This is a genomic window from Phormidium sp. CCY1219, assembly GCF_055795085.1.
This window is the reverse complement of record NZ_JAYFEQ010000859.1, coordinates 1-26767: the sequence shown is the minus strand read 5'-3', so window position 1 is coordinate 26767 and position 26767 is coordinate 1. Positions and strand designations below refer to the sequence as shown.

Here is a 26767-nt window from a genome sequence, read left to right as displayed (position 1 = left end):
TTTGGTTGGTTCAATCAGGGCGCGAAGCCCTCTGAAACACTCATCGAGCCTTCCCCTCATCTTACCCCATTTTCCGCTCGTCGGATAAAAAGATTACGCGATCGGCAGGGTAATCTTCACCAAAGTGCCCACTCCCGGCGTGGAATCGCAACGAATTTTTCCCCCATGTTTCTCCACTACAATCTGATAGCTAATCGATAATCCCAATCCAGTTCCCTGTCCCGCAGGTTTTGTGGTAAAAAATGGGTCGAATAAGCGTTTTTTCGTTTCCGCCGTCATTCCCACTCCATTATCGGTAATTTCCAGGGTAATACATTTACCTTTAGTGACAGCAGTGCGAATGTGAATACAGGGTGAGGATGGCGGGGCAAATGCGGCATATTTTTCCGCTTTTTTCTCTTTTTCCTCCACCGCATCAATGGCATTGGTCAACAGGTTCATAAAGACTTGGTTTAGCTGTCCTGCATAACATTCGATTAAGGGCAGTTCGCCGTATTCTTTGATGATTTCTATGCTGTGTCGTCCCGCTTTTGCTTTCAGGCGATTTTGCAAAATCAATAAGGTACTGTCAATGCCTTCGTGAATGTTGACGGGCTTTTTCTGCGCTTGGTCTAAGCGGGAAAAGTTTCGCAAGGAAAGTACGACCTCGCGAATGCGATCGGCTCCCACCTGCATCGATGTCATCAGTTTGGGAAAATCTTCCCGTAAAAATTCCAATCCGATATCGTCGAGATAGGCTTCGATTTCCGGTTCGGGGTCGGGATAATGTTTCCCATACAGTGCGACCAAATCTAGTAATTCATTGGCATATTGTTGGGCGTGGGCAATATTTCCGTAAATAAAGCTCACCGGATTGTTGATTTCATGGGCTACCCCGGCGACGAGTTGTCCCAAACTGGACATTTTTTCGGTTTGAATTAGTTGGCTTTGGGTTTTTTTCAGTTTGTCTAAGGTGCGTTCTAGCTGTTGCGCTTGTTGGCGAAAGCGTTCTTCGGAATCTCGCAAGGCGACTTCTGCTTGTTTGCGTTCGGTGATGTTTTGCGTCATCACCATTCCGGCTAAGATTTCGCCATTGTCGTTGCGAACTGGAATGTGATGGGCGAGGTAAAGGCGATCGGCATAAGGCACTTCGGTGACGGTTTCTTTTCCGGCTAGGGCGGCGCGATAAAAGGGTTCGCAAAGGGTGGCGATTTCTTCACCGAATACCTCGCGCAAATTGCGAGATTCTAGGTATTCTTTGGATAAGCCGACTTTGCTTAATTCCGTGCCTTCGGCTAGGGTATAGCGAAGGTCGGCATCGAACAGGCAAACCGCCCCGTTGGGAAAGTTTTTGGCCAGGGTGCGGTATAGGGTTTCGCTGCGGCGCAATGCGGCTTCCATTTGCTTGCGATCGCTAATGTCTAATCCCACAAATACCGCATTTTTGCCTTGATTGTATTTCTGAGCCACGATTAAATAACTGCAGGGTTTACCCTCGATCGCAATCGTCACTTCTTGGGAGATAGTCTTTTCCTCACTGGCGAAAAATTCCTCTACCAGTTGCGCGAATTTCGGACTGTTTTCTAAAAAGCCTACCCGCTGCCCGGGAAAGCTTTCTAAGGGCATTTTAAATGCGGTTGATAAGTGATGGTTGACGCCGACATAGCGCAAATCGGAACTCACCCAAGACACTAAGCCGGGAACTGCATCTAATACGGCTTGCAGTTGCTCGTTGGCATTTTGCAGGGCTAGTTGGGCTTGTTTGCGTTCGGTGATGTCGCGCACGAAGGCACAGTGATATTCTTCTCCGTTAAATTTTAAATAGTTAACGCGCACTTCTACGGGAATGATTTCTCCGTTTTTGGTGCGATAGTTGGATTCAAAGGTGAATTTTTTAAACTGTTTGATGGCTAACCAATGTTCTGCCCAAATCGCTCGGTTAAAGGTGGGGTCGATGTCGCTGACAGTGAGGGAGTTCAGTTCTTCTGTGGAATAGTCGAGTAACTGACAGGCGGCTTCGTTGACGTAGCTGAGTTTGGCATCGGCGGTCATCCAAAATACTGCATCCGCCGCTTTATCCATTGCGAATTGCGTCAGTTGGAGGGCGTCGGCGAGTTGTTTGCGATCGCCAATCGGTTCGCTATAAAGGATTAATCCGCCGATTTTCCCAAAATTATCGGTCCACGGCTGGATTTCCCATTTCACCCACTCTACGGTACCATCGGGCTTGATAAAGCAATCTTCGTCGCTTTTTGCTTCTCCAGCGCTCAGACAGCAATGATATATTTCCTTCCATTTTTCTGATAGGTGGGGAAACAAATCGTAATGAGACGCGCCGATCGCCTCGCAATCGCCGAAGCAATAGGTGTTTCGCCACCGCTGGGACATGGCTAAATACCGCATCTTGCGATCGACCATCGCTACCGCTACTGGCACCTGTTCCACAAATTGGCGAAACATTTGTTCGCTCTGAGTGGCGATCGCTTCGCTGGATTTGGGAAGCGATCGCCAGTTCTGGGGGTGGTGATGCTCTATTGTGGTCTTAGTATTTGCCTGCACTGATATATTCTGCATGGCTGAAAACCTCCTCTATGATAGTTGTGACCCTGTGCATTTTTCTACTAAAATACATGACGCGACGCGATCGACTCTCATTTCATTCGCTCCGTCATCCTCACCCTGACCCCTCCAAAACGCCCGCTGAGCGGGAACATGCACTCTCTCCCGCTGCTGGTTCGTTCTGTGGCGATCGCTCCTCCCTGCTGTTGTTTATTGACCCTGGTGCTACCCGATTCCGATTTAGCGATGCTCCCCTATATTCGATTCCGGTCAAACTCCCGAGCAGATGCCAACCCCATTCTCAACCGGACTTTCAATACAATCCCCTGCGAAGCCGATTCCGGAAAAATCCTTCCTCTACCCTGTCGCTTTTGCCAAGTTTTGTATTTTGTAGCATATTTTTAAGGTAGTTTTACATTTTTTGCGTTTTTTTGCAACCCGCGATCGCTTTTCCCTACATTCTCCCGATCTGTTCCTCACCCACCCCGGGATCCATTGCAACTTATCGCAAGTTTAGAGTTAATTATTTACAACTTGCAATTTCCGCCGGCGATCGAATTGCTCTTATGTGTTCTCGTTGTGTTCTCGTTCCCAGAAGCTGCTCTCGTTCCCAGGCTCCAGCCTGGGAACATCCTTTCCGAGACCCCGCCTCTTTATCTCACATTGCTCTCGTTTATGTTCTCGTTCCCAGAAGCGGGCGATTGAAATCGTGCCTGAGCAAGCCAAGCCCGCCTACGCGGGCTAATTCTTCGCTCTCGTTTGTATGTGTTCTCGTTGCTGGAGTCGCAATTAAGGATCGCAATCACCTGAGTGATGATAGAGTAAAGAACATGAACCAACCCCCATCCAGACCCCCCACCTCATCCGTAACCTGGGCGCGTGACTGGGACTTTTCCAAGAGAAGCTCGCCCCCCGGTGAGGCTTGTAGGTCCGCCGGGTGAATCAGGGGGAAGCAGCACCCCCTAATCCTTAGGTTATGACCCGATAAAATTGATGAAGGGATATTCCAGACAGCAGATGCGTTAACATTAAAAAACCCAGGCAAAACATACAAGGAACGGTTAAGGAGGCAGCCGCCTAAATCATCCTTGTCTCTTTAGTTAATATCACCATTCAATGCAGGAGGATTTATGTTACTGCAAAAAATCATCCAAGAATTACAAGATATTCCCGAAGAAAAACTCGCAGAAATTTACGACCTGATTCACTATTTTCGTTTGGGTTTGGAGCGAGAAAAAAGCCAACCGCGCACCCCGGTAACAATGGGGGACGTTTATCTCATGCACCCGGATGAGACCCCAACCGAAATAGCGATAGAAGGCATTCGCCAAGGGTTACAGGAAGCATTAACAGGAGAGACGATTCCCCTCTCAGAAATGTGGGAGGGCATTGATGCAGAGTGAACCTTCACCCATCCAAATCGCCCTAACTCCTCGCTTTAAACGGGATCTGTGAGAACTGGCTAAACCCTATCGTTCAATTCGTAGCGATATCCAGCCTTTAATCGAGCAACTTCAAGCCGGTCAACTCCCCGGTGATAGAATAGCAGGCGTCAAATATCAGGTCTTCAAAGTTCGTCTCAAACATAGCAACCTTCAAAAAGGAAAAAGTGGCGGATATCGAGTGATTTCTTATCTCAAAACCGAAGACAATATTATCCGGGCCACCATTTATTATAAATCGGATTTATCAGATGTTAGTGATGAAACGATTAAAGAAGCGATCGAGCAATACGAGCGAGAAAATCACATAGAAGAGAATTCAGAGTAATCCTTATCTGAACCTATCCCATGAACGGCCCGAAACCCATGCCGAATGAATTCACCCCGCACTCAAAACCACCGGGGCGTTGTCCCCGATCGCCGGATTTCTCGCGAGCATATCACCCGCGATCGCTGATTGGGTAGTGGAAAACCAGGTACGCCCGAATCTGGCGATTAGCTGCTAGTTTACCGCAATTAAAAACTCGCCGTCATCGAAGCCAAAAAAGACGAATTGCCAGCTACCGAAGTTGTTCGCACATCGGGAACTCGCAACACTAATCGCAACATCTATCTACAGCATCCTAGAAAAGTTGAATTTGTGGGGGATGGTTATTCGGTTATTCCTGTTACTTCCTCATCTGCAATTCATTCCCCTTTTCCATCTTTTTAGCGAACATACCTGAGTTTTCCATCCAAATTAACAAGCCGTTCGTTAAGATTCAACAGGTTATCAGTGGTGGGTGTGGGAAGAAAAGGAAAAGGGAAATAAAAAACACTGGAGTCTTTATGACATGAAGCTAACAAGGTTGGGGAATAAGAGAGTGTTTCCGAGGTAATAACTTCCAACTCTGCCTTACAACTTGAAGTAAAACTCCCATTTTCTTGCCAAACTAACTGCCCGTCAATATTGGTAATATAGTGATTGATGTCGATACTGGCAGGAATCCATTCACCTGCCATTGTTTTGCACTCTGCCCTTAAAATCGAACTGTAAGTTCTGTCATCAAGGGTTAAACTTCTACAACGGTGACTAAAAAATTGCCATTAGCTAAAGCCATCTTGGGCAACAGTGAGTATGCTACTGCAAGGAAGCCGAGTAAAGTGATAAATGTACGGTAATTCAACATCAGCAAATCCTCTCTCTTCCTACAAATATGGCCCATATGTTTCTGTTAACTAGGGTTTGTCGGGGAGACTCTTCAGGAGATTTCCTCCAATCTTTTTAACTTATCGGTAGAAAAGCGATCGAGCGTTCCTCCTCACATATTAATCCGATCGGACAAAAAAGTAACTTAACGAAAGTTGAAAGGAGTAGCGGGGATGCAAGCGCAATGAATCCAGCAGGTGTCAGCGCCCCACCCAGTGCGCCAAAAAACAGAGCGATCGCCCCTACAACCACCCTACCAACCTGCACCCCTTGCACTGTCTCCATGAGCTATAACGGGAAGCGTTCCTCGCGATCGCCCCAGACTTTCCAGCCATTGGGTTGGTGCGTCACCCCCGGAGGAAAGGGTGCAATTTTCCTACCCATTGGCGAGGGGGGTGACGCACCCTACGCGGGCTAGACAACTGCATTCCCTGGGACTATGGTTTTAATATCTTCGCCGGCGAGAGCCTTTACATCAACTACGATTGCATGATTCTCGAGTGCAACCAGGTTCGCCTGGGCGATCGCGTATTGCTCGGCCCCAAGGTGCAAATTTACACCGCCACCCATCCCCTGGATCCGGCGCAGGGAAAAGAGGGGTGCGAATTTGTATTCTACCATTGGCGCTGGGAGTGTGGTGACGCGAGATGTGCCCCCGGGGGTTGTTGCGGCGGGAAACCCCTGTCGCCCCATCCGCAAGCTAGAGGATGACAGCAAATCAGCAGGGAAATAAAATGGTAGCCGATGGATTGCCAATAAAATTAGCCCCCGTAGGCGGGCAAAAGCAAGCCGGACCGAGACTTCTACTCGCCTGGGCTTTTCCCGAAACATCCCTGTATCCGAGATTACCCCCTCAACTTCTATCTACAGACAGATACCCAACCCCAATCGGTTTGGATATAGTAGAACCATAAGAAAGCAAAAAGCATTCTGTTTAACACAGACCCCAGGGGTCTTTTTAGTAAATCGAAATAACAGACAATCCCGCTAGAATTCTCTGGCGGGATTGTTGTGTTCGGGGGAGGTTGTTAACACCCATTGTTTGAAATGATATGAAATCCGCCGTCGGTCAAAATGCTGTTTGAAAATAGCCCTTGTCATGCCCTGGCGGGTTCCCATTTAGCCTTACCCTTCCATAAAAGGCGCTTTTTTCAGCCGTTTTTTCTGTCAAACCCATTCTCAACCCCCAATCTTTAATTTTCAATTATTTTTCAACTCAGTGCCGCAAATCTTGCAAAACTGGGCATCGCGATCGTGACGGGGCAATCCGCACACCGTACAGCGACTTTCCACCTGATTGGAATTTTTCACCAATTCCTTAATTAACGCCCCCAGTTGCCCCGGAATCAAGGCAATTCCGGTCAAAATCATCAGCACCGTCATCAATCGCCCCCCTTCCGATAAGGGCGTCACATCCCCAAATCCCACCGTAGTCATCGTCACCACGGAAAAATATACTGCATCCAAAAAGGTGGAAAACTGTTCCGGATTGATAGAATGTTCCACCTGATAAATCAAACCAGAATACACAAAAATAATCGAAAAGAGGGTAAATAAAATCCGCGTAATAATCAGACTATCTTCTGGATAGCTGCCAAAAAACACTTGTCCTTCCACAAAGCGCAGCAACCGCAGCACGCGAAACCAGCGAAATATTCGCAAAAAACTAATATCAAATGCTCCCAAAAACACGGGCAAGATGACGATTAAATCGATTATAGAATAGAGACTAAAAATATAGTGTATTTTACGTTTTGCTGCCCACAGTCTGAGCAGATATTCCCCGGAGAAGATAATTAAAATTGCCGTATTAATTTGCCGCAGAATTGCATCGACTTCTGGGGGGAGGGGATAGGTTTGAGCCACGAAAATGGCGGAAGATAACAGAACGAATCCGCTTAAGATAAAATTCGTCCAGCGGCCAATTGGCGTATCGGTTTCTTCTAAATAAAGCGCCAGTTTGTGTGAATTTTGCATAGGTAAAGAATGAAGAATTGAGAATTGAGAATTACGAAAAATTGCTCAATTCTCAATTCTTAACTTCCCGTGGGAGTGGGTTAACGAGAGCTTTGGTCCCGTTTTTGGCGACGGCGATCGCGCCACTCAGCGGCGGTGAGATAGACAATTCCACCCGTAACCACCACCATCAATCCGAGGGCGAGAGTTGCCAGAATAGTCGAGAACGATGTTTCCACAATTCCTCCTAAACGAACGTTAAGACGCGATCGGCAAGGGTGCAATTGATTGTACTTGCCTGAGTTGGGGGGAGGCGCAGCCTCGGGGGGGCGTTCCCAAGCTGGAGCCTGGGAACGAGCAGTGTATGCATTTCGATTCGCCCGCTTCGGTGGGCATTGCAAGCCGACTCGGGACTTCTCGTCGCCTCGGCTTGTTTACCCAAACGGGGGCAATTCTTCTTTAATCGTAAATCGGACGTGATTGATTGCCAAATCGCCGATGGGAAGCTCGCTCTTATGAAGGGGAACCCCATTGAGTTTGAGACTTTCAAACCGGATGCCCTTGCCCAATTCAATATGATACCAAGCCAAGCCCATAAAAAAGCGCATCGGGTGAACAGCTAGGTCTTGATTGTCGTCGGGATTCGATTCCATCGGCACCCAACCGGATCCGGGGATATAGAACTCCAACCAGACGTGATTGTAATCGGGTTGCAGGGGAACGCCTTGGCGATCGGGGTGGGGGGGACATTTGTAACGGCCCACAGTGCGACAAGCAATTCCATTCAAGCGCAGCAGGGCCAGCATCAGACCCACATATTCCCCGCAGGATCCCACGCCGCGCTGCAACACCACATCTGGGGAATCGATATAGGGTTTGATACCGTATTCGAGCTTGTCATAGACATAATCGCGGATGTTGAGGACTTTTCGCAGCAGATTGGTTTCCGAGGCGATCGCATCGCGCGCCGCTCGTTGAACGATGCTGGTATCCATTGCCAATTGGTCATTATCCACCAAATAGCGCTCTTCATACGCCGGCGGGAGGGGGGGTAAATCTTCCGCATCCCGAGGGGCAAAGCGGTACTTGATGCTGCGAACCTCCAGCAGGGCTTTCCAGCCAAAGATGCGCGCTTCGGCGGTGTCGAGGGTATCGAACTTAAACACTGCAATCCGCTGCCCGTCGATCGCTTCTTCGGTAAACGGCATGCCGATGGGTTCGATGTGCTTTAATTTTTGCCGAGGGGTTTCGGCGGGAAAGGCAATTCGCCATTCCAAATTTTCTAAATGCACTTCATCGAGGGGGGCCAATTCTTCCACATAACACATTTCGATTAAATAGCCGTTGGATAAAGCGTAATGCTTTTGCGGCTCGTAGTGAAAGTGGAGGGGATGAATCAGGGTGCGATCGCGAAATGCCAACTGATGCGGATCCCTGGCATTCGGATCGTCGCGGATATAGGCTTCTTCCCCCGCATACGCCACGTAAAGCACCTCTTGTCCGGTTTCCGGATGGCGGTGAAATGCCAACCCCGAGGGTCGTTCAAACGGGGTCAGCACGCTAAATAACAGTTCCCCAGTGGCGCGATCGAGACAGAACACGGTTTGTTCTTCACTGTCGCAAACCCACAATTCTTCCTCGCGAACTGTTAAATTTTGCACCCCAATTCCGGGGGCGGGAAATCGGGTAATTTCTTCCCCGGTTTTGCGATTGAAAATCAGAATATAGCCGGCTTTTTGGCAGCTAACATAAACCGTGGATCCCCACACTGCCACCCCATTGGCGGGATAAGACAGGGTGACAAAATGTTGGGGTTTCAACTCGGTTTTGCCCAGATCGCTTCCGGCATCTTCACAAAAATAAACGCTGTTTTCTCTGGTCAACCAAAGGGTATTTTCCCACAACGCCACCCCCGTGGTGTCCATAAACTCGGACGCTTGATAGGGATTTAGCACCGTGGTGTTGTCGTTGGTGCAGTCAATTTCTAGCAAATGTCCGCGCACGGAATCAATCGCAATCAGCGCATCCCCGAGGAATGTCATACCGTGTAGGGCATAGACCCCTAAGGGTCGCACCGTGCGTAACCAGCGATCGGTCAAATGGGGGAGAACAGGTGAATCCAAAGTCATACCACAAAATTGTAGGAGAGCTAAAAGTATTAGGATATCAACGGATGAAGGGATGGAGTGTAATGGTTGTAGCCAGACTCTGCCCAATTTTCTTTCAGGGTCGGGTTTTGCACTCGGCGTCAGCCCCCTGTGCGCCGGAATCTCGGTGTTTGGACTTCGGTGGGGAAAATGGGGACAAAACGCCGCAGGGGGCGAAGATGAGGGGAGAGGCGACGCTGATACCCGCAGGCGGATGGAAAGCGGGCGCATCATCTTGCGTTCGATCGGTTTAACTCGTTCCCAGGGGATTTAACTGGTTCCCAGGCGATCGCAGAGGCACCCCTCCTGAGGCTCCGCCTCCGCGCGATCGCGCTGCATGCAAAGGTTTCCACCCTTGCTTATCAATTCTCAAATCGAACTGCTGTGGTAACACCGATTTTTTCCCCGCTTCGCTTGACTACAGTTGATAGTTTACGGTAAAATAAAAGCCTTCATCTTGGGCATTGTCCCCTTTATCGTCAATCTCGAAAATCGGACGACCGTAGTCGAGACGCAGGTTCAAACCGGGGAATAATTGCCAGAGTATCCCCATTCCTACCCCGGCTAAAAAGGTTTCGTCCGGTAATTCGTTGGGATTATCTGGGTGATTCCAAACGGCTCCTACATCCACAAACGGAGCTAATTGAAAAATGGGGGTTCCGGAAGCATCGCGCATGAGAATAATTCGGTCTTCTACGGAGACGCGAAAGCCATTATCTCCGGAGCGCACATTTTGCCGATAGCCGCGTAAGGATGCGCCGCCACCGATGACAAATTGTTGGGAGGAAAGCAGGCTATTGGTGGATAACTGTAGGTCTCCTTGGACGATTAACAGTTGAGAATTGCCGATCCGCTGCACGCGCTGTACTTGCGCGATCCAGCTAAAAAACCGCCCGTCGGGAATCGGATCGGGATTCACGGTGGCGTCGAGAAAGCCGGTGCCGAGGTTAAATAGCGATCGCAATGACCAAGCCCCCCGCACGTCGCGCCGCAGGTAATCCACGCCGAATTTTATGGTGCTGGTGCTCCCGATCCCATCTTCATCCGGACCGCTACCAAACCCAAAGGGTTCTTCATCCACAAAGGTCTGACTTTCTTGATGGGTAAAACCCAGGGAAAGGGCAAATTCTTGCCGGGGCGATCGCACCAACGGTTGGCGAAAGCTCACTTCGTAAAGTTCCGATTCTCCTTCAATATTTAACTCTCTAAATTCGGGCTGAATAATCCCATTACTATTCGGTGCTACTCGAATTCCGAGGGTGCCATTCATGGCATTGATGGGAATGCGATAGCTAAAATCCCACACCTGGGAGTCTCCCACGCCCCAATAATATGCCGCCGATATTTCGTCGCCAAAGCCGGTAATATTGCGATAGCTCATTACCCCTCCCAAGCGCTCGGACCCCACACTGGGAGGCGATAAGTTATCCGCCCCGACGCTCAAGCCAAAGGGGTTGGCTTCTTGCACGCGCACGGTGAGAATGCTGGCTCCAATTTCTTCCCCGGCGCGCAAACTGGCTTCGATATTTTCAAATAAGGGATTGAGGCGCAATAACCGCAGTCTATCTTCGAGGTTGGCGGTGTTTAAGGGAGAACCTGCGCCGAGTTCGATGCGGGAGCGAATATAGGAATCTCTCACGCGATTGTTGCCTTGCACTTCGATTTCTTGCAGGCTTCCTTCGATGACGCGAATTTCTACAATGCCATTTTCGACCACTTGATCCACCAAGACGGCGCGGGAGGTGATATAACCGCGATCGAGATATTCTTGGGTAATGCGATCGGCGATTCGGCGCAGTTCTTCTAAGGTGACGGAGGTTCCCTCAATCGGTGCGGTAATCGCCTCGATTTGCTCTTCGGTTAACACGGTACTCCCGCTGACGCGAATTTCTCGCACGGGAATTTGAGGGCTGGGAGTCTCTTCTGGTCCCGTCTCCTCGTCGGGGGATTCGATGACGGGTTCTTCTTCCTCGTCGGGTGGGGTGGGTTCGACTTGCGGACCGGGTTGCAAAAAGGGGTCGCGATCGGGATCCTCTGTGGGCGGTGAGGGCGCTTCTGGAGGCGGTGAGGGGGGTTGTGTCTGGGCGTGCCATTCCCGCCAGGGCAAGGATTCTCTCGCCAAGGCGGCATTATCTTTATCCCCAGCAGATATGAAAGGAGCGATCGCCCTATCGGTTTGGGGCATGTTTCCCATACGTGGCATATCCCGATCGCCGGTGGTGTTGCCCCCCGGAAAGTGTAGGTCGAATTCATAATGATTTTGAGGTGTTGAGGCGAGAATCTGCTGGAATGCTGCGGTTGTCGGGGACTCTCTATCCTCGGCGATCGCCACCTCTACTCTCTCCCCGGCTTCCTCGGGGTGGAATACTCCGCCAGTGGGTGTTGCTTTCACCTCAGTTGCCGCAAAACTCGCGATCGCCACTAACCCCGGAAAGCATACCGGATATTGCCAACCCTTAACCCTTTTGTTCGAGACCATCTGCTTTAAAAACTCCATTATTGTTCCCGTGGAGAAAGAGCCACTGTAGAAATGCAATGGCTCTGTTGTTAGTTTATCCATTGGTATCTGTTCCCCACAAGAGGAGAAGGCGATAAATTCTTCAAGAAGCGATCGCGGCTGGGAATTGAGAATTCAGAATTGGGAATTGACTACCCCTAGGGTGGGGAATGCCAAGCTTTCCATCCCACCCCGCCATGCAAGCAAAGCATTGCACAAGGTTCCTGCCTCCCCCATTGGTTCCATTCTACCCGATATCAATTACATTTGTCAACAACATCCGTTTTAGGGCGATTTCATCCATGCCGATTCAAAAATTTTTGTCCCAATCGACGAGAGGACATATTAACAACACTTGCGATCGCACCGATGAAAACCCACCTATCTTTTTCCCAGAGAGAGAAGCGCGGCTAAGTTCCCCCTCGAAGCTGGTGTTTTGTGGTCTGCAAGCCGGAAAACCCTTTTTTTTGGTGCTAGCATAACCATTGCAGGTCAAAACAATTAAGTTTTGTTTCTGGTTGGCGCTCAAGATGAATGCTCGAGATTATCCCCAAAATTTTAACATGGACTCCAGAGGAAAACTCGAAGATTTGGCCGGCAAATTGTTTCTCAAGCACTTGACAAAAAAAAGGGCATCGGGTATAATAAAGCCGTGGCGGCAGCCAGGGCTTATGTGCAATGCATAGATTGCTTTATGAAGCCACTGGCTTAACTGGAGCCTCACCTAAGTTACCAAGGACTGCCGATAGTGGTAAAGCCTGACCAATAATAAGGATGAGAGAAGTCGCGACCCTCTTGGAGATCCAGGGGAGTCGGCAAAACAATGCTCCCGGATTTGCCAGTACCTTGCACGCGACCATTTTCGATGCGAACCTCGCCGCGCAAGAGAGCCAGTTGTGCCTGACGCAGTGCCTCGGCGACAATGGGTGTTTGGCGCAATTGTTCGTAAAACTTGCTCATCAGAGCCAAAGTGCCTTCATCGCTAACGGACCAGAGACTAGCCACAGCAGTTTGCGCCCCTGCATTGATAGCTAAGCCGGCGAATCCTAACTCTGCCTGGGCATCTCCCACTGCAGTGCTGCAAGCGGAGAGAACCAGCAACTGCACGGGGGGGTCATTCCAGCCGAGTTCGCGGATTTCATTGAGGCGCAACCGTTCTTCCCACAGTTGAATGTAAGAATTGCTCGGGTCACCGGGTCTGAAGACCCCATGTGTAGCCAGGTGAACGATGCCAAAAGGCACCTGTTCTCGCTGTGAGAGGAGATTAGACATCGTAAAGCCTTCATTGAGAAAATATTCCCCGGGCCATAAATCGCCCACAATCGTCTTTAATTCTACCGGAACGGCGGGCAAAGGAGAAAGGTTGGAGAAGGTGGAAGCGCCCATTGCCAGGACTCTCGCGTTGCGGATATCGGTATAGCGCGTATCTGCGAGAGACAGACTGGGCATGATGCCCATACTGTAGCGTTCGATCGCGAATTGTTTGCCATCGTGGAGGGCAGCGATCGGGAGCGATCGCAATCCAGTATCCATAATAAACACCAAGCGATCGATATTGCGGGCTTGCAAATCCGCTTCAATCGGGGCCACGATCCACTGATAAAACTGTTGTGCCCAAGACAAATAAGTTTCACTTTGACGGCGAGAGGGCTTCGTTAGTTCCGAGCGAAAAGCTCGCACAGCAGACATGGCGCGCGCGCGAGAGGCACCGGCGACGCGACGGCGCAGGGGCTTTCCGCGACTAGTGAGTGCGATAATTTCGAGTTGGTCGGTATCTTGGGGGAGGGGGGAGTTGCCCGGATTGAATTGCAGACCTGGAGGAACGAAAGAGAGATAAATAAAGGCAGGTTTTTGGCCGGTTTGCTGTTCCACCTTAGCAGCCAAATTGCGAATGTCCCCCACAGAGCTAATGGTAGGGCTGGTGGGGAATCCCAGATAGCGATCGAACTGTTCGGTGAAAGAGGCTTCCAGTTGTTCGATTTCCACTTCTAGGGGTTCGGTATCCAGGGGTTGAGCCACTAACTGGGTATCGGGTGCGATCGCCCGTTCGTTCAAGGGAGGTCTATTCTCATAATCTACCATCGGTTCGGGATCCGGAGTCGGTTCGGGATCCGGAGTCGGTTCCGGAACCGGAGTTGGTTCCGGGTTGGGTGCTGGCGAGGGGGCGGGGGGGTCTTCAGTGAGAAACCGCACGTTATTTTCCTCGAAGGAGGAGGGATAAACTTGGAGCGGGGTCAGGGTTGTTTCGCCGGTAGTTACCACCCCGGCGGTGCCATTGAAAGTTGCGTCACCGATCGCAAACGGGGTGGGCGGGTTAGTGGTTCCGCCGCCGTGACGAAGGGAGATCGCACCTGACCCCGTGCCCCCGGCGGTGAAAATGCTAGCACCGAAAACCTCGGGTTCTGTGAGGGTAGCGGTAGCTTGGAAGACGCCGGCGCTGGAGATATTCACCGTGCCTCCCGTTCCCCGATCGCCGCCTCGAGCGGTGATAAAGGAAAGTTGAATCGGTCCGCCCGAAGTGAGCGTTACCGAGCCACCATTGCCCAGTGCGGAACTGGTATCGATGCCGCCGAGTTGCAAAGAATTGGGCGCAGAAATCGCGATCGCGCCCCCCTCCAGTTCCCCAGAGGACAGCACGCTGCCGGTTCTCACAGAGCCTTGGCCGCTTTCCAGCGTAATATCTCCCCCCGTGCCACTCCCGTCCAAGCTAGCTGATTGTATATTATTGGCGACGATATTTCCCGGCGACCTCACAGAGATACTTCCCCCCTCCCCGCGCGAGGTCGCAATTAAATTCCCCGCCCCGGTGTCAATCGTCCCATTGCGGCTTTCAATCAGAATATCGCCGCTATTGAACTCGCTAAACGAGAAAATGTTGCCCGTGGAGATATTCCCCTGCGCCGCGATCGCCACCTCGCCGCTATTATCCGTCACCGCCAGCACCTCACCCGTATTCGCATTGGCGATTTCTCCCCCACTCACCAACCGTTCCCCGCCCGTATCCACCGTGCCGGTAGTGCTGGTAATGCGAATCGCGCCCCCGTTCAAATCGCCCAGGGTTTGAATCCCTTGGGTAACAATGTTTCCCTCAGCGGAGAGAATTGCATTTCCACCATTGCCATTGCGCGCCGTAGCGTTGAGGATGCCCCCACTAGTATTAATCTCACTGCGGGATAAGATAATCACATATCCTGCATTACCAGTCACACTGCTAGTATCGATCGCGCCAGTAGCGATCGTGCCCCCCGGTAAGGCGAGATTGGGGAACACAGTATTGGATAAAATCACCGCCCCATCCCCAGAGGCGATCCGAATATTGCCCGTTTGAATATCCGCACCGGTAGCCCTAGCGCTCAACGTGGGGGATAGGGATCCGGCAGATTGCACCGCATCCAACGACGGAAGATTCAATTGCGGATCCGAGAGATTCACCCCACTCAACACCACCAACTGCGGTTGCGAAGCCAGATCCACCGCTATCTGGGATCCCTCAGGTAACGGAATGGAGAATTGAGGGAAACCCGTGGCATTGGGGTCGCGCCCCGTAATCGTCACATCCCCCAGGGTGACGCTTCCCCCCGCCAGAATGCCCAAGGAGCCACCTTCGTAGGATCCCAAGGACACATCCCCCCGGGCAAAGATTGCCGGATCCTGGGGACTGACTAAATCTCCCGGGGTGCTGTGGGTACAAGTCGGGGTAGAGCAAGTTTCGATGCGGAAATTGCCCCCGGTGGAAAACCGGGCATCGCCGATCGCCGGATTAGGCGATCGCAACCGCATATCCCCCGCCGCCACCAGACCACTTGCGGGATGATTTAACGCAAAAATATCGATTTCCTTCCCAGAGAGCGTCAACTGGCCCCCCACCCGAATCTGCAAAGGATCCGTGGCACTGTCGCGAATTTGCACCGTTTCTTGCGCCACCCCCGTCAGATTCCCGGTGGTTTGCATCGATTCCCCACCGCCTGGGGATGAAAACAGGGTTAAATTCCCCTGGGCGGAAAGGGTAGCACTGTGGGCGCGGTGGGAACTTGTGGCCACATCCCCCGGTTCTACGGACAAGCCGGCACCGGTTAATTCTACCCGCCCATCCGGGTAAACTTGGATATCCCGGGCGTGAGTCACCTCGCCCCCAGTGAGCAACTGAGGCAAAGAAACCGACGTCAGCGGTGCAGACACCCGGGCGGGATCTGGGGAAGGGGCGATGTCCAAACTCAGCAGATGGTGGGGCTGAGAAATCCGCACCCGGTGTTGACCCGGGATAGCGGCTACGATCAGGTTGCCATCCGGGGCGGCGAGGGTGCCGGTATTGAGAATGGTGCCCCCGAGGAGGGCGAGGTCGTGACCTGGGGTGAGGGTTAAGTTGCCGAGATTGACAATCGGACTCGGTTGCGCGGGGAACTCAAAGCGGTTCGGGGTGCCCAGTAAGCGAGTGTAATCGCTATCGCCTTGCGCGCTCAACCAGCGCCTGTCAAAGCCAATCCCCGTGGCGGTGGTGGCGGTAAACGACGCGGGAACGTTTAAACGGGCCTCTGGGCCAAAGAGAATGCCGGCGGGATTGATTAGGAATAAGTTGGGGTTGCCCCCGGTGATTTGGATTAACCCGTTAATCACGGAAGGATCGCCGCCGACAATGCGACTGAGGATATTGGCGATCGCCGGTGTGGCGTGAAAATTGGCAATTTCCCCCGCATTGAGGTTAAATTGTTCGAAACTGTGAAACAAATTTGCGCCATCGCCAGAGGTTTGACCCCCGGTAATCTCGTAGCGATTGCGATCGCGGGTGACTTCCGTATGGGTGCCATCCTCCCTAGGCGCGATCGGTTGCGCGTAAGCCGGCAGGCTAATCCCGGCAAATAAAATAGCCAGCCGTGACAGTTGGCTCAACCATTGACTCGCCACCGCTAACAGATAGGTCTTTTCTCGATTGAGCTTCAACAAGGGATTTCTCGCTACTGCCAATAAATTAGCTGCTCGATTTTCGCATGTTTGACCCGATTTATCAATTCCCACTCTCAGGGGGTTCGGGAGTTTCTGGTTTTTTCCCATTTTCCCCCACACTAGCACGGTGTATTGCAACCGCGCGATCGCTTTGGCGCTTTGATGCACTCCCCAACCGGGGTGGGCTGTAATGGGGTTAATCCTTTATTAAAAAAGAATTAATCTTCAGCAACTTTTCCCTCGACCCACTTTTCAATCAGAGAGCTTAAGCCACAAACTCATATCTAAGCCTTCCATGCCACATTTTGCTTTAAATCGGCGCTTCAAGGTGGTATCGAGGACGATGTTGAGCCGATCTGTGCTCTTTTTTTCTGTTTTTTCTGTGGTTTTAGCCATAGCCGTTTTTTAGAAAGCCAACGCCGTGGTTTTTTATTGGTTGTCTACGCTTTATTTTAACGAACTGTTTCGAGATTGCTTTCGGCAAGATTTGCAGTGATGGAAAGCGGGGTATTGTTATCGCGAATCATTAACTCGGGGGCGATCGCCGCTCGAAGGGGCCGAGACAAATAAAAATGGTGGAAAAGTGTGGGAAAAATCGACAAAATAAGAAAATTGGCATATATTATAGCAGAGGTATTTGGCAATCTGCAAGTAAATTTGGCGGATTTGAGATGGGTGTTTTCCGAGGCTAGAGTTTGGGAGGCGATCGCCCGCACGCAGGTCTGGTAAGGGCGGATTGCTTTTGGGCGATCGCTGACGGGGGAAATGGCACCATTGGGGTGCAGCAGTTTGGATGAAAGAGAAAGACACGGCGGTAAGCCGTGTCTGCGATAGTTTGGTCAACCATTGTCGAAATAGCACACAAATCGGTGAACAATTGATGGCTGATGCCGATCGCAACAAAGCGAGGCGGAGCAAAGCGCCTGGGAAAAGCATGAGCTGCGATCGGGCTAAACTGACGAATTTTCCGGGGTACCTACAGACTTATCCTCGGGGAATTGGTCGAAGGCAGTTTGCTTAAAATTCGTTGTTTGCTCGATAATTTGGCGACCCTCATTCAGAAGATAGTCGCAAAAAGTACGAGCCACCACCGACAATTGCTTGCCGGTGGGGTAGATTGCATACCAATGACGGGGAATGGGAAAACCCTGCACGTCGAGAATCGTCAATTGATTGCGCCAGCCTTCCAGGGCCAACACATGACGAGACAGAACCGAGATTCCCAACTCCCCAGCGATCGCTTGTTTGATTGCCTCATTGCTTCCCAGGTCCAGGCGGACCTTCACCTCAACCGAGTGTTCGTCAAATAGTTTTTGGACCGCATGTCGCGTTCCCGAACCCGGTTCGCGCATGATAAACGGTTCGCCATTGAGGCGATCGAGAGGAATATTCGTTTCCGATGCCAGAGGATGATTCACCGATGCCAAAACCACCAGCGGATTTTCCAGAAACGGGTGACAAGCCACATCTGGACTGCTTGGCGGTTGACTCAAGATATAGATATCGTCTTGATTGTCGTTGAGACGTTCCTGTAACCCCTCGTGATTGGTCACGGTTAGAGAACAATCGATTCCTGGGTAGCGCTGACAGAATGTCCCTAACAAGCGGGGGATCACGTATTTGGCTGTGGTAATCACGCACAGCCGCAATTGTCCCTGTTTGAGACCTTTAAGATCCGCCACCGTCATTTCAAACTGAGCCAAGCGCTCGAACACTTCGCGGCAAGTGCCCAGTAACTCCTTACCCGCTTCGGTTAAATACAACCGTTTTCCCACTTGCTCAAACAGCGGCATTCCCACTGATTTGCTCAACTGCTTCACTTGCATTGAGACAGAGGGTTGGGTGAGAAAGAGCTCCTCTGCAGCGCGGGTAAAGCTACTGTGGCGAGCCACCGCTTCAAATACCCTAAGCTGGTGCAGCGTTGCCTGCTTCAATGCTTATCTCCTAAATAACCCTTAAATCTATAACTAAAAATCTATTATAGTCATAAAAAACTATGCCTTCCCTTTATAGTTGAAAAACGTTAATATAAATTTACTTGCAAAAACTGTAAGACTCCCTTCTCCATAGTGTTGCACGGCGATCGCAGACTCTAATGGTAACTTTTGTTGCTATTATCCCTTATTTCGTGCCCAGGGAGTTCCGCGATCGCCGCGCAGCGCCTTTCATCCACTGGAGATCCGCTTTGAATCAGCATCATGCACTTTTTCCCATTGCGGAAAAAGTGCATTCCATCACTCCCTTGCAATTGTCTTCCTATTTATTCTTTTGCAATCGAGCGTCTTTTCTCCATCAAACAAAACCTCAACTGCAATCCTAACTCCTTTCTGGGGTAAAAAGGCTTTCGCCCGAGAGGCGATCGCCTGCCCCCCATGCTTGTGTCTTCCTCATGCGTCCCTCATAGCTAAGCGCAACCCATAACCATTGAGCGATCGCCAAACCGGGGACGTCCATCGGGTGCCCCGGTGTATGGTGGGGGTTAATGAGTTTGGGGTTCCGAGAATAACTGACAATCGCGAGTTGTCGGTTGGTTGACCTCCTGCAAGCGGGAGGTGACGAATCGATCCATCCACTGTTCGAGATAAGCGCGATTGGCTTGTTGTTGTTGTGCATCCTGGGTATCCAGGGGATAAGGAGCCAATCCTTTCATCGCTGCCGTGGTCACGCAAAACATAGATTTTTGAAAGCTTTGGCAGATTTGCACCCGCAAATCGTCTTCCCCGCGACAGCTTTCGCGATAGACCCGATGCAGATAATCGGGCAGATAGTGCCTCATATCCTGCATCAATAAGGTTGGCGGAATCCCTGCGGCACCGGTAGGCAGAGGATCCGCATACAGGGCACCATAACTAAACGCACTTTGGCGTTCTGGAATTTGATGAGCCTGAGCGTTGTAGGAAACCGTGCCCGGAAACGGCGCACCTCGGAAGAAAATCGAATCCACATAAGGCACGGCGGTATCCATCAGAAAGGTTAACCCTGCCTCCTTGGGGATGATGGGGTATTCGCGATCGCCAATCTTCACCGCATAAGTAATCGGTTTATTCGCCGCCGCCACTAACCCATCGAGGATATGCTGCACCACTTGCGCAATCGAAGTGATTTCCCCCCTGTCATAGCGATCGCTCAGGGAGAGAAAAATATCGCTCATCACCCGCCAAAATTGACCCAAACCGCTGTAATAAGCCAAGCAGCGCACCTGTTCGAGCAAAAAGTCAGGAAACAGCCGATTGAGTCCGAGAATCACCGGATTGCGCTTAAATTTAGCCGCGATCGCCTCGCAAGCTAACTGGCAAAATTCTGGCGAATCTAAATAGGTATCCAACCCACCTCCACCATGCCAAAACATGACTTTCATGCAGTATTCGGCATACTCGAAATTAATGCGATCGTGTCCCCAGTGACGCAACAGCTTTGGTAGATTCACCTCCCCATTAAAATACTTAAAAAACGGAAAAAACACTAAAAACTGATGATTGGCAATATAGATAAGATTGCGGGAATACGCATCAAGGACTACCCCGTAGCTTTTGAGAATTCCCACCACTTCAATCATATTTTCTGGGGAATGCGGTAGCAAGTCTCCCCCGGATTCCAACCTTTTAATATAGGGGGCTAATGGATGATTAGAGGGTTTTAATTTTGTGCTTGTCATGGGTGAAAGAATCCTCCCTGAATTGGTTTTAAACAAGTTTATTTTTTTTAAGACAGCAAGACAATACAAGCGAATAAATTTTTTTTGTGAATAAAAACGGGTTAATTTTAACGATGATGTTCTGAAATTTAACTGTAACTCGTTCCCATAATGGGGGGGGGAAACCTCGGCTTTTTAGAGACGCGATTAATCGCGTCTCTACGGGGTCAAATAACCTGCACATTTGCTGAGCCTTTCCCCGTGGGGGTGATGGGTGGGAGGGATGAAGAATTAGGGCGTCGGGGAGGTCACAGTGGGCGAGACAGCGATCGCGCCTGTGGGCTGACTCAAGGCAGTAGTTTGCGCTTCAGTATAAGCCACCAAGCCAGAAGGCCACAGACCCAGAACCACGATCGCCACAGCCAGAACGATCGCCGGAATGCGATCGGCCCATTCAACCCGAGGCAAATTCACCACCGGTTCGGACAATCGGCCAAAAAAAGCGCGATTAATCAGCAGTAAAAAGTAAACCGCCGTCAGACCCGTGCCCACCATACACAAGAGAGTTTGCACCGGGAACACCGGCAAACTGCCGCGAAAAATAATAAACTCGGCAATAAATCCCGCCATTCCGGGGATACCAGCACTTGCCATCACCCCCAAAATCATCAGAGAACCCACCATCGGCAAACCGCGTTCCGGGTTCAACAACCCCTCAATCGCTTGCAAATCGCGCGTTCCAGCTTTTTTGTACACCACCCCCACCAGCAGAAAAAGCAAACCACTAATCAAACCGTGGCTGACCATTTGAAACACCGCACCCAACAGACTCAACGGCGTATTTGCCGCACAGGCTAAGAGGATATATCCCATATGGGCAACGGAGCTAAAGGCGACCATTTTTTTCATATCGGTTTGGGAGATGGCGTTTAAGGCACCATAGAGTACGGCGATCGCCGCCACCGTAGCCAACCAAGGTGCCCACGCGGCCCAGGCATCGGGAAACAAGCCCAAGCCAAAGCGCAGCAAACCGTAAGTGCCTAATTTTAACAAAACCCCTGCCAGCAGCACCGAAATCGGCGTAGAGGCTTCCACATGAGCATCGGGCAACCAGGTATGAAACGGAACGATGGGAATTTTAATCGCAAAGCCGATCAGCAAAGGTGCCAGCAGCAGTTGTTGCTTGTCCAGGGGAAGGGTTGCCCCAGCAAAGGTTTGGTAAGCGAAGCTACTCGCCTCGGTGAACCACACCAAACCCAAGAAAGAGGCCAAAATCAGGATGCCGGAAACGGCGGTATAGAGCAAAAATTTAGTAGCGGCGTAGCCTCGGCGATCGCCCCCCCAAATGCTGATTAATAAATAAAGGGGAATCAGTTCGAGTTCGTAGAACAGGAAAAACAGCAACAAATCCTGGGCGAGAAACGCCCCCGAGACGCCGGCGTTTAACAGCAAGAGTAACGAGTAGTAAAGCCGAGGTCGAGAGATAGAGGGTTTAGTGCTGTAGAGGGCGATCGCCGTTAGCAGGGCGTTTAAGACTAATAACGGTAAAGAGAGACCATCGATGCCTACGCGGTAGCCCAGACCCAAGGTTTCGATCCAAGGGAGGTTTTGCGAAAATTGCATCCCCGCCTGATGGGGGTCAAATTGGGTTCCCAGAAAGACGGTCCAGAGGAACAAGACAGAGGCGATCGCGATGGCAAGCTGACGCGATCGCCTTCCATCCATTTGGGTGGGCAATAGTCCGACAATTGCGGCACCGAGCAACGGCACCCCTATCAAAGCACTGAGCATGAATCAATTCGGCTCCTTTGTCACGAGGGTTTTGCACGAGGAAAATTGGGGGAAAAGGGCTGAAGAGAGTTCGCGGTGGGTTCCGGGGGGAAATAGGGCCTCGGAACCGTGGCGGATTGCAACTGTTGAGCGTTTAGGTGATGCTGGCAATTTCATCGGTTTTCCCGCCGCGATCGCCCCAGGAAGTGGGCAGGGAAAAGGAGGAATGAGGCAGCATGGGCGATGAGCTCAACTGCCGAATAATTGAGGTGTTCGAGTGGAGTTTTGCGGGCCAACGGCTTGCGGATGTAGGCGGGGGACTTGTCTTACAACAGGGAACTCATCAGCAGACCCAAAGCGGCGACGCCGATGAGAATGGTGAGGATGTAAAGTTGGGAAACACCGGGGACGGTATATTTTAAGCCTTGGCCGCTGAAGACGGTAGCCAAGCCAACAAAATTGACCAATCCATCGACAAAATAGCGATCGAACCAGGCGCTGATTTTGGAAAACTGTTCTACGGCGAAGACCACAGTGAGGCGGTAGAGGCGATCGATGTAAAAGTCATAGGCGAACAAATCTTGCAGGGATTGCCAAGGGAGTTGGACGGGTTGGCGTTGTGCGGGTTTGATATAAAGCAGGCCGGCCACCACACAGCCCAAAATGCCAGAGAAAACCAGTAAGGGGAGGGAAAACACTGCCGGATCCGGACCAGTTCTTGCCCAAGGGCCGGCCCAACTGAGCAACAGTTGCCAGTGTTGGAGCATTAGGGGAACTAAGAGGGTGACGATAGTCAAGCTAACCATTGGTAAAGCCATTGGCCAAGGGACTTCCGGGGCGCGGCGCGTTTTCGGTTGCGGTTCGCCCAAGAATACCAGACTAAAGACCCGGGTGAAGTTGAGGGCGGTTAAACCATTGACCGCCACCAGGATAAGGACTAGCCACCAAGGGACGATCCAGAAGCCATTGAGCCAGCGTTCCATTGCCCAAAAGGTGCCCAGGGGGAGGACGGCGATCGAGCCTGCGCTACCCACCACAAAAGCGAGGGTAGTGGCGGGCATTTTCGACCAGAGGCCACCCAATTCGGTAATGTTTTGGTTGTTGGTGGTGATGATGACCGAACCGGCGCTCATAAACAGGAGACCTTTGGCGATCGCGTGGGTGAACAGGAGCAATAAGGCCACATCCACATGCTGCATGCCCACGGCGATAAAGACCAGACCCAATAAGGCGCTGGTGGAATGAGACAGAGTGCGCTTGATATCGATTTGGGCGATCGCCACTGCAGAAGCGCCGATCGCGGTGACGGTACCGATCGCAATTAAGGCGATCGGGGTAATCGGGCACAGGGACAACACGGGGGATAACTTAATCAGCACGTAAGCGCCGCAAGTGACCACCAGGGAATTTCGCAACAAAGACGCCGGGTTGGGACCTTCCATCGCTTCATCCAACCACAGGTGCAGCGGGAATTGAGCGCATTTGCCGATCGGTCCGGCGATTAACGCCAGACCCAGGAGGTTGGCGATCCAGGGGGAGAGTACGGCAGTTTCCGACCAGGTTTCGAGATCCGAGAAACTAAAGCTGCCCGCCAGAGTGCCCACACTGACGACCCCCATCAGCAGCAAGATATCTCCCACGCGCTTGGTTAAAAAGGCATCCCGCGCGGCGGTGACCACCAGAGGTTGGGCGTACCAGAATCCCACGATTAAATAGGTGGACAGGGTGAGCATTTCGAGCAAGGCATAGCTGAGAAACAGGGAATTGCTGATGGCCAAACCGCTCATGGCGGCTTCAAAAAAGCCCATCAGGCCGAAGAATCTGGCTAATGCCCAGTCTTTTTCCATGTAGCCGAGGGAAAACAGTTGCGCCAGCAGACTCAAGCCGGTGACTAATTCCATTGCCCCGGTACTGACTTGGGAGATGTCGAGGACCACCGAGAGGTCTAAATCTCCAGTGCTGAGCCAGTGGAAGATTAGTTGTTGTGGATCTTGGTTCCAGGTGGTTCGGAACAAGAATGCGCCATGAATGAAGGCAAGGGTGGTGGTGAAGAGGTTAAAGTAAGCGGCGGGTCGCGGCCCGGTGCGTCGGATCGAGCCAGTTGACCACGGCAAGGTCAATATTGCTCCGATCAGACTGTAGAGGGGAACCCACCAACTCGTTTGCACGAGAAATTGATTCATTGGAATTGCCCGTTGAAACTGCTGTGGTTGTAAAGTTTTTCTGTAAAAGGTTGGCTGAATGCTTTGCCCAAAGCCGATGGGCGGCGCGCTGCGGAGGGCGGGGTCTGGGTGGAGATGCCAGTGGGGGAGGGAACCGTGTCAGGGGCGTGCCTCCTGGATAACCGCGATTCGATGAGGCCGATCGTGGTGGCGACGCGCTTTCCATGCCTCCCGTGCCTCGAGGCTTTCGCCGCCTCTCCCCCGGGGGGTTCCAGGCTCTGCGATCGCCTCTTTCGGTGGAACCTCCTTTACATTTCACCATTAATTTTATTAATAAAGTATTAATTTTCTTTACAATATAAGTCCGGCTGATTGCGTAGATTTGCCAATATGATTATTATTTATATTGTCAAGGGATACAAGCTTCACCTATTCTGGTTAAAGGAAGACAATAGCGTTAACTAAGCAAAAAAATAGAGTGGGGATTCCCGTAAATATTCACATAGCAGCTTAGTTGTCGTAAAACGACTCATCAGTTCAGGAGACACAAGACATGCCAATTGCAGTGGGAATGATTGAAACCAAAGGCTTTCCAGCGGTTGTGGAAGCCGCAGACGCAATGGTGAAAGCCGCTCGCGTGACCTTGGTCGGCTATGAAAAAATCGGCAGCGCGCGCGTCACGGTCATCGTTCGGGGAGACGTATCCGAAGTGCAAGCCTCTGTGGCCGCCGGGGTCGAATCGGTCAAGCGAGTTAATGGTGGAGAAGTCGTATCAACCCACATTATTGCCCGTCCGCATGAGAACCTAGAATACGTACTGCCGATTCGGTACACCGAGGCCGTGGAACAGTTCCGAACGTATTAGCTCGGCGCTATGGCGCGTAGGTAACAACCGAGTCCGACAGGACGCAAACAGACCACTACACTATGAGGGAGTCAAACTCATGTCAATCGCAGTCGGGATGGTGGAAACCCTCGGGTTTCCAGCCGTGGTAGAAGCCGCAGACGCGATGGTAAAAGCTGCCCGCGTAACCTTGGTGGGTTACGAAAAAATCGGCAGCGGTCGCGTGACGGTAATCGTTCGGGGAGATGTGTCGGAAGTGCAAGCTTCTGTGGGTGCCGCACAGGATAACGTGACCCGGGTCAGGGGCGGACAGGTGGTCTCCACCCACATCATTGCTCGTCCCCATGAAAACCTGGAGTACGTGCTGCCGATTCGCTACACGGAAGCCGTGGAGCAGTTCCGGGAAAGCACCACCGGCATTCGCTTAGGTCGCCCCTAAACCCATGCAACTTGCGAAAGTTCGCGGTACGGTCGTCAGTACCCAAAAGGAACCAAGTCTGCAAGGAGTGAAATTTCTCCTGGTGCAATTGCTAGATGACCAGGGCAACCCGCTGCCCAAATATCAGGTAGCTGCCGATAGTGTGGGAGCAGGTGTAGACGAGTGGGTACTCGTCAGCCTAGGCAGTGCAGCACGTCAGGTTCCTCGGCGTGGCGATCGACCAGTGGATGCCGCAGTCATCGCGATTGTGGACACGGTGAGTGTCGAAAATCGCATCCTATATAGCAAGAAAGATCAGTATCGTTAGGCGTAAGCTCGTCCTTTGTCATTTGTTATCGCTCGTGGGCATCGTGGCGATCGCGCAAATGACAAAGGACAAGGGACAATTGTTCAGGAAGGAGGAATTCAGTTATGGTAGTCCGCAGCACAGCGGCTCCGCCGACACCTTGGTCGAAAAATATGGCCGAGCCTCAAATAGATAAAAGTGCCTACGTTCATTCCTTTTCTAACATCATTGGGGATGTGCGGATTGGTGCCAATGTGTTGGTTGCACCGGGAACCTCGATCCGGGCCGATGAAGGCAACCCGTTTTACATTGGCGATGGCACCAATATCCAAGATGGGGTGGTCATTCACGGTCTGGAACAAGGCCGGGTTCTCGGAGATGATAACGCACGCTACTCGGTGTGGATCGGCAAGAATTGTTCGATTACCCACATGTCCTTGATCCACGGACCGGTTTATGTGGGTGACGATTGCTTTATCGGGTTTCGTTCCACGGTATTTAACGCCCGGGTGGGCAAGGGCTGTATCGTGATGATGCATGCCTTGATCCAAGATGTGGAGATTCCCCCGGGAAAATACGTGCCCTCTGGGTCGGTGATTACCAACCAGCAACAAGCCGAGCGCTTACCAGCGGTACAAGATACGGACGTGAAGTTTGCCACCCATGTAGTGGGTGTCAATGATGCCTTACGCTCCGGCTATCGCTGTGCCGAAAATATCGCTTGCGTGACCCAAGTTCGCAATGAGGCAGGCTCAACCCCCTATTCTAATGGCTATAGTTCAAACGGTCAGACGATGACGACAAGTTTAAGTGGTGAGGCGATCGAGCAGGTCCGCCAGTTGCTCGCCGGTGGATACCGCATCGGGACGGAACATGTGGACGAGCGCCGCTTCCGCACCGGTTCTTGGAAGAGCTGCGCGCC

The 26767-nt window shown here is 51.5% G+C and carries 18 protein-coding genes and 1 pseudogene; 7 read left to right on the top strand and 12 right to left on the bottom strand.

The genetic code is table 11. The annotated features are described in order from the left end of the window. Positions 1 to 93 precede the first annotated feature (93 nt). Positions 94 to 2553, bottom strand: coding sequence for a PAS domain-containing sensor histidine kinase (locus AC0QH1_RS27920; protein WP_324634714.1), 2460 nt, complete (start codon positions 2551 to 2553; stop codon positions 94 to 96). Between the two features lie 1115 nt (positions 2554 to 3668). On the opposite strand from AC0QH1_RS27920, the gene AC0QH1_RS27915 reads away from it, so the two are divergent. Beyond that, positions 3669 to 3941 (top strand): hypothetical protein, encoded by a 273-nt coding sequence (locus tag AC0QH1_RS27915; protein ID WP_324634713.1) that lies wholly within the window; start codon positions 3669 to 3671, stop codon positions 3939 to 3941. A gap of 220 nt (positions 3942 to 4161) precedes the next feature. Next, on the top strand, positions 4162 to 4308 hold the full coding sequence (locus tag AC0QH1_RS27910; RefSeq protein WP_324634712.1) for a hypothetical protein: 147 nt from the start codon (positions 4162 to 4164) through the stop codon (positions 4306 to 4308). Between the two features lie 380 nt (positions 4309 to 4688). On the opposite strand, the pseudogene AC0QH1_RS27905 reads toward AC0QH1_RS27910, so the two are convergent. Then, positions 4689 to 5045: pseudogene (locus tag AC0QH1_RS27905) on the bottom strand (CVNH domain-containing protein); the annotation flags it as partial. 613 nt (positions 5046 to 5658) lie between these two features. Between AC0QH1_RS27905 and AC0QH1_RS27900 the strand changes: the two are divergent. Further along, on the top strand, positions 5659 to 5880 hold the full coding sequence (locus AC0QH1_RS27900) for an LbetaH domain-containing protein (RefSeq protein WP_324634711.1): 222 nt from the start codon (positions 5659 to 5661) through the stop codon (positions 5878 to 5880). 489 nt (positions 5881 to 6369) lie between these two features. Here the strand turns inward: AC0QH1_RS27900 and AC0QH1_RS27895 are convergent, their stop codons facing one another. From AC0QH1_RS27895 to AC0QH1_RS27850, 10 genes are all read right to left on the bottom strand, one after another. Further along, entirely contained in the window at positions 6370 to 7146 is a 777-nt protein-coding gene (locus tag AC0QH1_RS27895; RefSeq protein ID WP_324634710.1) for an ion transporter, read from the bottom strand. Positions 7147 to 7226: 80 nt separating this feature from the next. Continuing rightward, positions 7227 to 7364, bottom strand: a complete 138-nt coding sequence (locus tag AC0QH1_RS27890) for a hypothetical protein (protein WP_324634709.1) — start codon at positions 7362 to 7364, stop codon at positions 7227 to 7229. 195 nt (positions 7365 to 7559) lie between these two features. Further along, positions 7560 to 9254 (bottom strand): transglutaminase domain-containing protein, encoded by a 1695-nt coding sequence (locus AC0QH1_RS27885; protein WP_324634708.1) that lies wholly within the window; start codon positions 9252 to 9254, stop codon positions 7560 to 7562. Between the two features lie 436 nt (positions 9255 to 9690). After that, positions 9691 to 11832, bottom strand: coding sequence for a ShlB/FhaC/HecB family hemolysin secretion/activation protein (locus tag AC0QH1_RS27880; protein WP_324634707.1), 2142 nt, complete (start codon positions 11830 to 11832; stop codon positions 9691 to 9693). Positions 11833 to 12498: 666 nt separating this feature from the next. Beyond that, positions 12499 to 16878: a CHAT domain-containing protein gene (locus AC0QH1_RS27875; RefSeq protein ID WP_324634706.1), complete on the bottom strand. Its 4380-nt coding sequence runs from the start codon at positions 16876 to 16878 to the stop codon at positions 12499 to 12501. Between the two features lie 84 nt (positions 16879 to 16962). After that, positions 16963 to 17106 carry a hypothetical protein gene (locus AC0QH1_RS27870; protein WP_324634705.1) on the bottom strand — a complete coding sequence of 48 codons (144 nt, stop codon included), beginning with the start codon at positions 17104 to 17106 and terminating at the stop codon, positions 16963 to 16965. 554 nt (positions 17107 to 17660) lie between these two features. Then, a complete protein-coding gene (locus tag AC0QH1_RS27865) occupies positions 17661 to 18644 on the bottom strand; it encodes a LysR family transcriptional regulator (protein ID WP_324634704.1) in 984 nt (327 codons plus the stop codon). Positions 18645 to 19189: 545 nt separating this feature from the next. Next, complete coding sequence (locus AC0QH1_RS27860; RefSeq protein ID WP_324634703.1) at positions 19190 to 20365, bottom strand: CO2 hydration protein; 1176 nt, start codon at positions 20363 to 20365, stop codon at positions 19190 to 19192. A 270-nt stretch (positions 20366 to 20635) separates the two neighbouring features. After that, positions 20636 to 22135 (bottom strand): NADH-quinone oxidoreductase subunit M, encoded by a 1500-nt coding sequence (locus tag AC0QH1_RS27855; protein WP_324634702.1) that lies wholly within the window; start codon positions 22133 to 22135, stop codon positions 20636 to 20638. A 305-nt stretch (positions 22136 to 22440) separates the two neighbouring features. Continuing rightward, a complete protein-coding gene (locus tag AC0QH1_RS27850; protein ID WP_324634701.1) occupies positions 22441 to 24297 on the bottom strand; it encodes an NAD(P)H-quinone oxidoreductase subunit F in 1857 nt (618 codons plus the stop codon). Positions 24298 to 24829: 532 nt separating this feature from the next. Between AC0QH1_RS27850 and AC0QH1_RS27845 the strand changes: the two genes are divergently transcribed. The 4 genes from AC0QH1_RS27845 to AC0QH1_RS27830 all read left to right on the top strand — a co-directional run. Then, positions 24830 to 25141, top strand: coding sequence for a carbon dioxide-concentrating mechanism protein CcmK (locus AC0QH1_RS27845; RefSeq protein WP_324634700.1), 312 nt, complete (start codon positions 24830 to 24832; stop codon positions 25139 to 25141). 79 nt (positions 25142 to 25220) lie between these two features. Next, positions 25221 to 25559 carry a carbon dioxide-concentrating mechanism protein CcmK gene (locus AC0QH1_RS27840; protein WP_324634699.1) on the top strand — a complete coding sequence of 113 codons (339 nt, stop codon included), beginning with the start codon at positions 25221 to 25223 and terminating at the stop codon, positions 25557 to 25559. A gap of 4 nt (positions 25560 to 25563) precedes the next feature. Beyond that, positions 25564 to 25866, top strand: a complete 303-nt coding sequence (locus tag AC0QH1_RS27835) for a EutN/CcmL family microcompartment protein (protein WP_324634698.1) — start codon at positions 25564 to 25566, stop codon at positions 25864 to 25866. Between the two features lie 104 nt (positions 25867 to 25970). Continuing rightward, on the top strand, positions 25971 to 26767 hold a 797-nt coding region (locus AC0QH1_RS27830), incomplete at its 3' end, for a DapH/DapD/GlmU-related protein (RefSeq protein ID WP_442957371.1).